The 11,185-nt window shown below is 65.5% G+C and carries 13 protein-coding genes; 5 read left to right on the forward strand and 8 right to left on the reverse strand.

Translation table 11 applies throughout. From position 1 onward, the window contains the following. Positions 1-147 precede the first annotated feature (147 nt). From K368_RS0113130 to K368_RS0113160, 7 genes are all read right to left on the reverse strand, one after another. Positions 148-633, reverse strand: a complete 486-nt coding sequence (locus tag K368_RS0113130) for an ATP F0F1 synthase subunit B (protein ID WP_197031075.1) — start codon at positions 631-633, stop codon at positions 148-150. A gap of 72 nt (positions 634-705) precedes the next feature. Continuing rightward, entirely contained in the window at positions 706-1,269 is a 564-nt protein-coding gene (locus K368_RS0113135; RefSeq protein ID WP_027172808.1) for an ATP synthase subunit B, read from the reverse strand. A 106-nt stretch (positions 1,270-1,375) separates the two neighbouring features. Next, the gene (locus K368_RS0113140; protein ID WP_018044493.1) at positions 1,376-1,603 is read right to left on the reverse strand and encodes a F0F1 ATP synthase subunit C; all 228 of its coding nucleotides are present in this window, start codon (positions 1,601-1,603) and stop codon (positions 1,376-1,378) included. A gap of 90 nt (positions 1,604-1,693) precedes the next feature. Further along, positions 1,694-2,449: a F0F1 ATP synthase subunit A gene (locus K368_RS0113145; protein ID WP_027172809.1), complete on the reverse strand. Its 756-nt coding sequence runs from the start codon at positions 2,447-2,449 to the stop codon at positions 1,694-1,696. 81 nt (positions 2,450-2,530) lie between these two features. Then, positions 2,531-2,926 (reverse strand): AtpZ/AtpI family protein, encoded by a 396-nt coding sequence (locus K368_RS0113150; protein WP_027172810.1) that lies wholly within the window; start codon positions 2,924-2,926, stop codon positions 2,531-2,533. 204 nt (positions 2,927-3,130) lie between these two features. Then, entirely contained in the window at positions 3,131-3,784 is a 654-nt protein-coding gene (locus tag K368_RS0113155) for a DsbA family protein (RefSeq protein ID WP_027172811.1), read from the reverse strand. A 130-nt stretch (positions 3,785-3,914) separates the two neighbouring features. After that, entirely contained in the window at positions 3,915-4,406 is a 492-nt protein-coding gene (locus K368_RS0113160) for a DciA family protein (RefSeq protein ID WP_027172812.1), read from the reverse strand. Between the two features lie 160 nt (positions 4,407-4,566). On the opposite strand from K368_RS0113160, the gene mutY reads away from it, so the two are divergent. After that, positions 4,567-5,865 (forward strand): A/G-specific adenine glycosylase, encoded by a 1,299-nt coding sequence (gene mutY / locus K368_RS0113165; RefSeq protein ID WP_036266988.1) that lies wholly within the window; start codon positions 4,567-4,569, stop codon positions 5,863-5,865. 72 nt (positions 5,866-5,937) lie between these two features. On the opposite strand, the gene K368_RS0113170 is transcribed toward mutY, so the two are convergent. Beyond that, positions 5,938-7,131, reverse strand: coding sequence for a site-specific DNA-methyltransferase (locus K368_RS0113170; protein WP_027172814.1), 1,194 nt, complete (start codon positions 7,129-7,131; stop codon positions 5,938-5,940). A 646-nt stretch (positions 7,132-7,777) separates the two neighbouring features. Between K368_RS0113170 and K368_RS0113175 the strand changes: the two genes are divergently transcribed. The 4 genes from K368_RS0113175 (at position 7,778) to K368_RS0113190 (ending at position 10,799) form a co-directional block, all read left to right on the forward strand. Further along, positions 7,778-8,083, forward strand: coding sequence for a septal ring lytic transglycosylase RlpA family protein (locus K368_RS0113175; protein ID WP_018044485.1), 306 nt, complete (start codon positions 7,778-7,780; stop codon positions 8,081-8,083). Between the two features lie 214 nt (positions 8,084-8,297). After that, positions 8,298-8,615, forward strand: a complete 318-nt coding sequence (locus K368_RS0113180; RefSeq protein ID WP_027172816.1) for a polyhydroxyalkanoic acid system family protein — start codon at positions 8,298-8,300, stop codon at positions 8,613-8,615. 81 nt (positions 8,616-8,696) lie between these two features. Next, positions 8,697-8,927, forward strand: a complete 231-nt coding sequence (locus tag K368_RS26025; protein WP_056162480.1) for a hypothetical protein — start codon at positions 8,697-8,699, stop codon at positions 8,925-8,927. A gap of 57 nt (positions 8,928-8,984) precedes the next feature. Beyond that, positions 8,985-10,799 carry an ATP-binding cassette domain-containing protein gene (locus tag K368_RS0113190; protein WP_027172818.1) on the forward strand — a complete coding sequence of 605 codons (1,815 nt, stop codon included), beginning with the start codon at positions 8,985-8,987 and terminating at the stop codon, positions 10,797-10,799. Positions 10,800-11,185 lie beyond the last annotated feature (386 nt).

Below are 11,185 nucleotides of genomic sequence, written 5' to 3' on the forward strand. Positions count from 1 at the left end.
GATCTCCATGGATTATTCTTGTGGGCAAGGACGTGGGTGCTGCCATACCACGACAGGGGGTGCGGCCCGCGAGTGTGAAGCGGCACGTCCGGAAACAAAAAAGCCGCCCGGTGGGCGGCTTTCTCGAAACGATCGTTCCGGAAGACGTCAGGCCCGGAGACGACCTTTGACCTCGTCGAGGCTGGAACGGACCAGCGACAGGGCGGCGTCGCCTTGCAGGCGCTCACGCAACACCACCTCGGACACCTTCACGGCCGCGTCGGCAGCGGCTGCGCGGACCTGGGCGGTGGCCTGGACCTCGGCCTGGGCAATCTTGGTCTCGGCCGACTTGGTGCGGCGAGCGATGAACTCGTTCAGACGGGCATGGCCCTCGTCGGCGATGCGCTGAGCCTCTTCGCGGGCTCCGGCAACGATCGCTTCGGCTTCGGACTCAGCCTGGCTGCGGCGCTTCTTGTAGTCGGCCAGCACCGTGGCGGCCTCCTCGCGTAGGCGGCGGGCCTCGTCGAGTTCGGAGCGAACGCGGCGGCCGCGGGTGTCGAGGGCCTTGGTGATCTGAGCGAAGCCGCCGACCTTCCACACGACGCCCATGAACAGGACGAAGGCGACGGCGACCCAGAACTCGGCATCCAACAACATTCTCGTCGTCCTATTTCGTTGGCCTCCGGCCGGGCGGGGCCGGACCGGTCACGTCTGCTGCAGGCGCACTCAGTGCGGGAAGGCGACGCGGTTCAGTGCGGTATCGAGGCTGGCCTGGTCGGGAGCCGTCCCGGTGAGGCGCTCGACGATGGCGGTGGCCGTTTCGCCGGCGATGGAACGAACGCTGCCCATGGCTTCGGCGGTGCGGGTGCGGATCGTGGCTTCGGAGGCGGCGATCCTGTCGTTGAGCTCGGCCTCGAGCGTCTTGCGACGGGCTTCAGCCTCGGAGCTCAGGGAAGCGCGGGTCTCGGCGGCAATGGTGCGGGCCTTGGCCTGAGCGTCGGCCAGCGACTTTTCGTAGGCGGCACCGGCAGCCTCGGCCTCGGACTTCATCCGTTGGGCCTCATCGAGATCGGACGAGAGGCGCGTGGCACGGTCGTGCAGGATCGCCTGAATGCGGGGCAGGGCCACCTTGTCCATCAGGTAGTAGAGCAGGCCGAAGGCCAGCGCGAGCCAGATCAGCTGCGAGAGGAAAGTATGGCTCTCGAAGGGCGGAAAGCCGCCGCCATGTTCGGACGCGGGCGATGCCATGATGCCTTCATGGGTTGCGGTCGGATGGGCCGGCTGAGCCATGACGTCCTTCGCTCAAAAGAAATTCGCGGATAAGGACCGGGCGCGCGTCCAGGGGAATGGGGCGCCCGGTCCGGGTCTGCTGTCGGATCGACGAACGTCGTCGGTCTTAGACGGCGAACAGGAGGAGAAGCGCGACGAGCAGCGAGAAGATGCCGAGCGCTTCCGTCAGCGCGAAGCCGAGGAGCAGGTTGCCGCGCTGGCCGTCGGCAGCCGACGGGTTGCGAAGGGCACCGGCATAGAACTGGCCGAAGAGATTGCCGAGGCCGATGGCGGCGCCCGCCATTCCGAGGCAGGCGAGGCCGGCACCGATGTACTTAGCGGCTAAGGGATCCATCAAATTGCTCCTGGTGTCGGTTCGTTCGTTGCGTGGAGAGAAATCCGGCCGCAACCGCGGACCGGGGACGGAAGGGGATACCGCCGGGGCCTAGTGGCCGGGGTGAAGGGCGTCGCTGAGGTAGATCGAGGCGAGCGTCGCGAAGACGTAGGCCTGTAGACCGGCGACGAGGAACTCAAGGGCCGTCACCGCGACGCTGAGAGCCAGCGGCAGCGGGGAGATCGCACCCCAGGCGCCCGCGGCGAGAAGCGCCGGAACGAAGCCCGCGAAGATCTTGAGGGCGATGTGGCCAGCGAGCACGTTGGCGAAGAGACGCACCGCGAGGCTGATCGGCCGCGAGACGAAGGAGACGATCTCGATGGCGACGATCATCGGCATCAGCCAGCCCGGCACGCCCGAGGGCACGAACACCTTCAGGAACTTCGTGCCGTGGGCCATGAAGCCGTAGACGATGACGGTGGTGATCACGAGGAGCGCCAGCGCGAAGGTCACGATGATGTGGCTTGTCACGGCGAACGCATAGGGGATCATGCCGAACATGTTCAGGACGAGGACGAACATGAACAAGGAGAAGATCAGCGGCATGAACCGCTCGGACCCGTGCCCGGCGGACTGGCGCAGGGTCGAGCCGATGAACTCGTAGAACATCTCGGCCACGGACTGCATCCGGCCCGGCACCACCGAGCGCTGCGCCGTCGCCACGATCGTGATCAGGGCAATGATCCCGACGGCGGCGAACATGTACAGCGCCGACTGGGTGAACGCGATTTCCTGATTGCCGATATGACCGAAGGATACGAGCGGCTTGAGCTCGAACTGGTGGATCGGATCCATCTTTACGGCCATTGCCGCTACCGTCCTTCTGTCCACGAGCGGGCGAGATGCCCGCTTTGCCCCAGGACCGCCCGAAAGCGGCAAATTTGCCTGTCAGGACCGTTCCCGATCCTGATTTTTGTCGGCCGCGCTTTTCGCGGCCGGTCTCGAGAGCGAGCCCGAGACACGCATGACGTTATAGACGCCGGTTGCGAAGCCCAGCATGAGCAGAACGATCAGACCCCAGGGCTTCGTCCCCAGAAACTGATCGCACAGCCAGCCGAGAATGCCTCCGGCAAGGACACCGGCGATGAACTCCGTGGAGAGTCGCATCGCCAGCCCCAAGGATGACGCCCCGTTGGAGGCACCCGCACCCGGCGAGGGACGGGAAGGAGCGGCGGGCAGCTTCTCCTCGATCTGCTTCTCGAGATGCTTCAGTCTCGCAGAGAGATCCTCGTCCGGTTTCTGCCGTCCATCTCCATTCCCATCCCCTGCGTCGTTACCGCTCACGGCGAAAACTCACATTGGCGAGAGTGGAGGGAACCGGCCTGAAAACGCCGTCAAGCGCGGCGCACCATAGTTTCGCCTATCTTGAGTGTCAAGGCGCGCCTTATAGACACTAAGTTACTGTAAAACAAAGATAATCAGCCCCTTGCGGCGATCCTGGAGGATGCGCTTGGTGCATGAATGGGAAGCGCCGGCCAAGCTTGGGTCTCAGGCGCCCAGAATCGGCTTGATGACCTTCTCCATCCCGTCGATCGTCATCTCACCCTTGAAGCGCTCGCCGTTGATGAAGAAGGTCGGCGTCGAGTCGACCTTGAAGGTATCGAGCCCCTTCTGCTTCACCGCGTTCACGGCGGCGTAGAGCTTCTGATCCTTGAGACAGGTCTCGAATTTCTCCTTCGAAAACCCGGCCTGCCGCAACATCTGCTCCAAGGCATCCACCGGCGATTGCGGCTTTTGCACGTAGGCCCAGCCCTGCTGCTGGTCGAACAGCAGATCGGTAATGGGATAGTATTTCGCGTCGCCATCACAGCGGGCGAGCATGAAGGCTGCGGTCGCCAGCGGATCGAGCGGGAATTCGCGCAAGGTAAAGCGCACCTTGCCGGTGTCGATGTAGCGCTCCTTCAAAGCCGGCCAAGTGTTCTTGTGGAACGCGGCGCAGTGGGAGCAGGTCATCGAAGCATATTCGATGATCGTCACCTTGGCGTCCTTCGGCCCCAGCCAAACGTCGCCGAGGGGACCCGGCTCCATCAGGGAAGCGAGGTTCGCCTCCTGGGCGAAGGCGTCAAGGGTCAACCGGGGCAGAAGCGCGGCCGCGCCGATCGCCATGCCGGTCAGTTTCAAGGTGTCGCGACGAGTGATCATGATGTCGACGGGCTCCGCTCGCAGATCCGATCCATGCGGCTTGCGGTAGAGACCCGCGGACAATCTGACAAGACGCGACAGGCGGCTCCGCTTCCATGCGCCGCGACATGCGCGGGGCCGAAGGCGGGATTCAGCCGGATCGCGGCGGTGCAGAGGCGACGATCGCCACGCCGAGCCTGTCGAGGGCGTCGCGCAGCCCATCGTCGTCGATGGAGGAGACCGCCAACGCGACTTCCCCACGCTTCACCGGATCGAGGGGCGGCACAACCCGCTTGCGAACGGCTTGATGAACGCGCCCCTGCTTGAGGACGAGCTTGCCGATGCAGGCCCAGCCATAATGGGCGTTGATGCGCTGGATCACCACGGGAGCCAGATGCTGCAATTCCAGGGCGAAGACGCCCTCCACCCGCACCACCAGCGTGCCCGGATCCGGCCGACCCTGCTCCTCGCGGCGGGCGCGGCGGGGCCATTCGAGCTTCGAGGGCTGGCAGAAACGGGCGAGGCGCTCGCCGACGATATCGGGCCAGGCCGCGAGGATATCGGTGGAGGCGAACCCCTGCGCGGCGAAAGCCGGTCCGATGCAGGTCTCGATCAGCTCGGCGAGGGGTTTGATGCGGGCCATGAGCTCCGAGAGATTCCGATGCGGGCGGACGCCGCATGATAGCGTGAACGGCGCCGGCTTTCGAATGCTTTGATCGTTCGCGGCCACCCTGTATGGACGGGCGCCCAACACGCCGGATCTCATGTCGCGGGATTTCATGTCACCGGACTTCACGGCAGCAATGGATCCTTCCGCCCGGGGCCCGCGAGCCACCGACCTCCTCGACTGGTACGACCGGCATCGCCGCGTGCTGCCATGGCGTGCTTTGGCGGGCGAGACGCCCGACCCCTATCGGGTCTGGCTGTCCGAGGTGATGCTGCAGCAGACCACGATCGCAGCGGTCAAACCGTACTTCCTGCGCTTTCTCGAACGCTTCCCCTCCGTGGAGGCCCTCGCGGCGGCGCCGGAGGAGAGCGTCATGTCGGCTTGGGCCGGCCTCGGCTATTATTCCCGCGCCCGCAACCTTCACGCCTGTGCCAAGGCGGTCACGAAAGCCGGCGCCTTCCCCGACACGCTCGACGGCTTGCGCAAGCTGCCCGGCATCGGCGCCTACACGGCCGGCGCCATCGCGGCCATCGCCTTCGACAGGCAGGAAGCGGCAGTGGACGGCAACGTCGAGCGGGTGGTGACCCGGCTCTTCGCCATTGACACGCCGATCCCCGCCGCGCGCCCCGAGATCCGACGGCTGACGCAGAGCCTCGTGCCGGCACAGCGGCCCGGTGACTTCGCCCAGAGCCTGATGGATCTCGGTTCGACCATCTGCACGCCGAAGCGACCGGCCTGCGCCCTCTGCCCCTGGATGGCCCCCTGCGAGGCACGCGCCCTAGGGCTGCAGGAAACGTTTCCACGCAAGATCAAGAAAACGAAGGGCGTCGAACGCTATGGCGCCGCCTTCGTGGCGATCCGTAGCGGCGACGAGGCCGTATTGCTGCGGACTCGCCCCCCCGAAGGTCTGCTCGGTGCCATGGCGGAGCCTCCGACCAGCGCATGGGAAAGCGGCTACGACGTCGCCCAGGCCCTACTCGACGCTCCGTTGGACGCGCGATGGAAGCGGCTGCCGGGCGTGGTGCGCCACGTCTTCACGCATTTCCCGCTGGGACTGACCGTCTTCGTCGCCCGCGTCGGCCTCACTACGAAGGCACCGGCCGGAATGCGCTTCACGCCCAGGCGCGACCTCGATGAGGAACCGTTGCCCGGCGTGATGAAGAAGGTGCTCGCCCACGCCTTCGATCCTAAGCCCGAGGCCGTGAAGCGCGGACGGCCGAAGGCCATGCGATCGATCCAGGACACGCCGCTCTTCGCTGAAGACGAGGCGTCGGTGCCCGAGCCGCGCCCGAGCTTTCGCCCGGTGCCCAAACCGGCACCGCGCATCGTCGCAAAGCCGCCGGTCGAGGACGGGGAGGGATTTTTCGGGGAGCCGGAGGAAGCGCCACCGCCTGCGGCGCCGCGCAAGCGCGGCAGGCCGAAAACGCGTCCTTGAGAGGAAGAGCGCGAACCCTCCCCCCCTGGGGGAGAAGTCGGCTCGCATCCGATCCTCTCACCTTCGAAAGAACTAGGCGGCCGACCCCATCGCGGCCCGCATCCGGCCACGGAACACGTCGATCAGAACCAGTTTGCCGTCGCGCTTGGCGTGCCAGAAATCCCAGCCGTTGCAGGATGGGAAGCCCTGGACGAGGGCGCCGATCTTGTGGATCGAGCCCATGGCCGGCCCGACCATCAGCGTCCCGTCGGGACGCACCACGGCTTCGTGGCGACCGCGCGCATCGGTGAGGATCTCACCCGCGCGGATATGGCCGGCCTCAATCACGCTGAGGAAGGCGACACGCGGCTCAGCCCGTTTCGTCGGGGCGACGAGGAGGGCGGCCTTGGACAAGGGCTCCACGGCGTCGATCCGGGCGCGGGCCGCGTCGGCATAGACCGTCTCGCGTTCGATGCCGATGAAGCGCCGTCCGAGGCGCTTGGCGACGGCCCCGGTGGTACCCGTACCGAAAAACGGATCGAGCACCACATCGCCGGCATTCGTCGCCGAGAGCAGGGTCCGAGCGAGGAGGGCTTCAGGCTTCTGGGTCGGATGGACCTTCTGGCCGTCAGCGCCCTTGAGGCGCTCATCCCCGGTGCAGAGCGGGATGAACCAGTCCGAACGCATCTGGACGTCGTCGTTGCCGCCCTTCAGGGCTTCGTAATGGAAAGTGTAGCTCTTCGCCTCTGCCGAGCGTGAGGCCCAGATCAAGGTCTCATGGGCATTGGTGAAGCGCTTGCCGCGAAAGTTCGGCATCGGGTTGGCTTTCCGCCAGACGATGTCGTTGAGGATCCAGAACCCGAGGTCCTGGAGCACCGAGCCGACACGAAAGATGTTGTGGTAGGAGCCGATGACCCAGAGGGTGGCGTTCGGCTTCATCACCCGGCGGGCGGCGGTCAGCCAGGCGCGGGTAAACTCGTCATAAGCAGCAAAGCTCGAGAATTGGTCCCAGGCGTCGTCGACGGCATCGACACGACTCTGGTCGGGTCGCAACAGCGAGCCGTCGCCGAGCTGAAGATTATAGGGCGGGTCGGCGAAGACGCAGTCGACGCTCGCCGCCGGCAGGGCGTTCATGGCGGCGATGCAATCCCCGACGAGGATTTCGTCGAGAGGAAGACGCTGGGCGGCGGGTACGAGACCCATCCGCGGCGCCGACACGAGTCGCCCGGTACGCGAGACACTTTTCCGGGCGACGGTGTCGGCAACCGCGGTACGCAGGGAAGCCATGGCAAACACCGGTTACGCGACTGACAGGCAGACCATGGGGCCGTTAACGTAAAGGGCAGGTTGCCAAGGTGCGGACAATGCGTCTCGATTTGGGGCTGCAGATTTTGCCTACCCGCTCGAATACTGATGAATTTTAAGCTCTACCCTCATCAACTCAACTCTCTATTTACCAAACCATCATCATCGGACGACTATTAATCAGACGATCTCGATTTCACCACGAAGACCTGTCCACCCCTGTTGCGGATGTCTCCAGCCCGCATCCGACCCGTTGGCGGCCCTTCCGGAACTGTCAGGGTCACGAGCGGCGCGCATCTCCCATGCACCTCGCGCTGGGGCACGGCTACGCTTCGCCATCGATGTGGCAGGAAATGTGACGGGCTCGACCTGCGGGACGAAACCTGCTGACGACAGTCACCATCCGCTCTCAATATAGATCTTCGACATGCCCCCAATTTAAAATGTCTTTAGATTTTATTCACATATTCCACGAGCGTCCCAGGCTAATGAAGGCAGCTCCTGCCACATTCTACTGATCTCATTTCAGCCTTCATTGGCTCTATGTTCCGCAGCCTCTGCAACAGCAAAAGGAATGCGGATGAATATGAAGCCTGTTCGTTGGACCGCTGCCGCTATTGGAACCGCCATGTCTCTCGCCGCACTCAGTGCACCGGCTGCCGCCCAATCCGGCGCGGCCTCCTGGTACGGCAGCGGCCGCAAGACGGCGAATGGCGAGCGCTTCAATCCGAACGGGATGACCGCCGCCCATCGCAGCCTGCCGTTCGGCACCCGTGTCCGGGTCGAGAACAAGCGCAACGGCCGCTCGGTGGTGGTGCGCATCAACGATCGCGGACCTTTCGTGCGCGGCCGGATCATCGATCTCGCCAAGGGCTCTGCCCGAGCGCTCGGCATGGGCGGCACGACCTACGTCTCGCTCAAGGTCGTGAACTGATGCGGAACCCGTGACATCGTGCGGTATGCCAGAGGATGGCCGTGCCGGCTCGCGACGACGTGCGGCATGCACCATCGTCCTGATACCGCATGGTGATTCCGCGCGAGGCGGGTTTCACTGCCGCGCTTGATCAACTAAGGGGCCGGTCGCCGTTGCATGGATGGCGATCGGCCCCATCTTGACGGCTGGATGCGTGTTTGAGGATGGTTCCCCCATGGCAAAGCCCCTGATCGTCGAGATTCCCCACGAGATCGGTCCCGTCGAGGCGAAACGGCGGATTTCGAGTGGGCTGGACAAGGCGAAGGCGGCCTGCGCCAAGGCCGGAATCAATGTCGAGCACATGACCTGGACAGACGACCGCCTGAACTTCGCCATGTCCGCCATGGGCCAGAAGGTGGACGGCGAGGTCGACGTCCTTCCCGAGACGGTCCGTATCGAAGTGCGCCTGCCGATGCTGCTGGCTCTGTTCGCCGAGCGGATGAAGAAGATCATTGGCAAGGAAGGCAACCAGCTCCTGATCAAGAAGGGCTGAGGAGCGCCATCGGGGAACGGCAACGGGCACTCGCCCGTTTCCAGCCCTCTCCCTAAACTTCGCGAGCAGGTGGCGTCGCCCATGTCGAATCCAGGCCCCATAGATCCCGCGCCCATCCCGGAAGCTCCGGTTCCCGATACGCCCTACGAGGCCCCCCAGACGCCGCCGCCGGCTCCCGGGCCGGATATCCCCGCGTCCACGCCGGCCGAGGCGCCCACCGAGAGCCCGACGGAGATCCCCGTGATCGACCCGAGCCCCGCTCCCGTCTCGCCCGATCCGTCGCCAACCGGCCCGGCCAACCCGACGATGTAGCCTCGAAGGCAAGTCCGCATTTGTTCGGGAGCGGCTGCGCTGCCATAAGCCCGCATCATGGCCGCTCCCCCGCTTCTCACCCTCCAGAACGTCGCGCTCACATTCGGCGGCACTCCGCTGATCGAACAGGCGGATCTCGCGATCTCGCCCGGCGAACGGACCTGTCTCGTCGGCCGCAACGGTTCGGGCAAGTCGACGCTCATGAAGATCGCCTGTGGGCTCATCGAGCCCGACAAGGGCGTGCGCTTCGTCCAGCCCGGCACCACCATCCGCTACCTCGCACAGGAACCGGATTTTTCGGGCTTTTCCACCACCCTCGACTTCGTCGAACACGGCCTCACCCATGGCGACGACGCCTATCGCGCCCGCTACCTGCTGGAGAGCCTGGGCCTGACCGGAGCCGAGAACCCGGCGAGCCTGTCGGGCGGGGAAGGGCGGCGCGTCGCGCTCGCCCAGGCGCTGGCACCCGAGCCCGACATCCTGCTGCTCGACGAGCCCACCAACCATCTCGACCTCCCGGCCATCGAATGGCTCGAAGCGGAATTGAAGTCCGTGCGCGGCGCGCTCGTTCTCATTAGCCACGACAGGCGCTTCCTCTCGGCCCTGTCGAAGACCACCGTCTGGCTCGATCGCGGCATTACGAGGCGGATCGAGCAGGGCTTTTCCACCTTCGAGGCGTGGCGCGATGCTTTCTTCGAGGAGGAGGAGCGCGACCGGCACAAGCTCGATCGCAAGATCGCCGACGAGGAGCATTGGCTGCGCTACGGCGTTACCGCACGGCGCAAGCGCAACGTCCGCCGGCTCGGCAACCTCCACGCCCTGCGCAAGGACCGCCGGGAGGACCGTCGCCCCGTCGGCACCGCGACGATGACCTCAACCGAGGCGGAGAGTTCCGGCGCCCTGGTGATCGAGGCCAAGAACGCCGCCAAGGCCTATGGTGAGCGCCGCATCGTCGACGATCTCTCGATCCGGGTGATGCGTGGCGACCGGCTCGGCATCGTCGGCGCCAACGGCGCCGGCAAAACAACCCTCATCAATCTGCTCACAGGACAATCGGCACCGGATTCCGGCAGCATAGCCCTCGGCACGAATCTCAAGATGATGCTCCTCGACCAGGCCCGCGCAGTGCTGGAGCCGTCGATGACGGTCACGGAGGTGCTCACCGGCGGTAGCGGCGACAGCGTGGTCGTCGGTGGCGTGAGCCGCCATGTGATCGGCTATCTCAAGGACTTCCTGTTCGCCCCGGAACAGGCCCGGACCCCGGTGCGGGTGCTCTCCGGCGGCGAGCGCAACCGCCTTCTCATCGCCCGAGCCCTGGCCCAGCCCGCCAACCTCCTCGTCCTCGACGAGCCCACCAACGACCTCGATCTCGAGACCCTCGACCTCCTGCAGGAGATGCTGTCCGATTATTCCGGCACGCTGATCCTGGTGAGCCACGACCGTGACTTCCTCGACCGCGTCGTTGGCAGCGTCCTCGTCAGCGAGGGGGAGGGGCGCTGGGTCGAATATGCCGGCGGCTATACTGACATGGTGACGCAGCGCGGCCAGGGCGTCGAGGCGCGCAAGAGCGCCACGGCGCCTCGCCCCGACGGCAAGGTGAAGCCGGGACGCCTCGTCAGCACGTCCGCGCCCCCGGCGCCCAAGACGAAGATGGGGTTCAAGGATCAGCACGAGTTGAAGACCCTGCCGGAGCGGATCGCGAAGCTGCAGACCGAGATCGCCAAGAACCGCGCCGTCCTCGCCGATCCGCAGCTCTACAGCCGCAATCCGGCCCTGTTCCAGAAAACCTCGGCGACCCTCGCGGCGGCGGAGGCCGACCTCTCGGCGGCCGAGGACCGCTGGCTGGAGCTGGAGATGCAGCGGGAAGGATGAGGCGGGTCGCCCTCCGCACCGGACGCCCGGCAGAGCGCGTCGGCTCGGGCTCCCCCGCTCGGTGAAGCGCCCCCCCTCGACCGGGGGAAGCCGGCGGGACCATTTACGACCCCGAACTGTCCGCATTGAGGAAGGGCTAAGAGTGCCTCACGAAACTCCCGGTCACGGTCGGTTCTCGCTCCAAGCACGACGGCGCAGCGGGAGTTTTGTGAGAGACACTAAGCAGGTTTCGCAGAAGTGCCCCCCCGGTTCTGCGATCAAAACCTGCGACACATCAGAGAGCTAAGCAGGGTGAAGCGTCGGTCGACCAACTCGAACCCGCTTAGAATCCCGGTCCCTCCGCCAGGGTCATGGCACCACGCGGAGGGGCGGGAACGCTCCTGCCG

Origin of the sequence: Methylobacterium sp. 10, from assembly GCF_000519085.1 — a bacterium.
Taxonomy (GTDB): domain Bacteria; phylum Pseudomonadota; class Alphaproteobacteria; order Rhizobiales; family Beijerinckiaceae; genus Methylobacterium.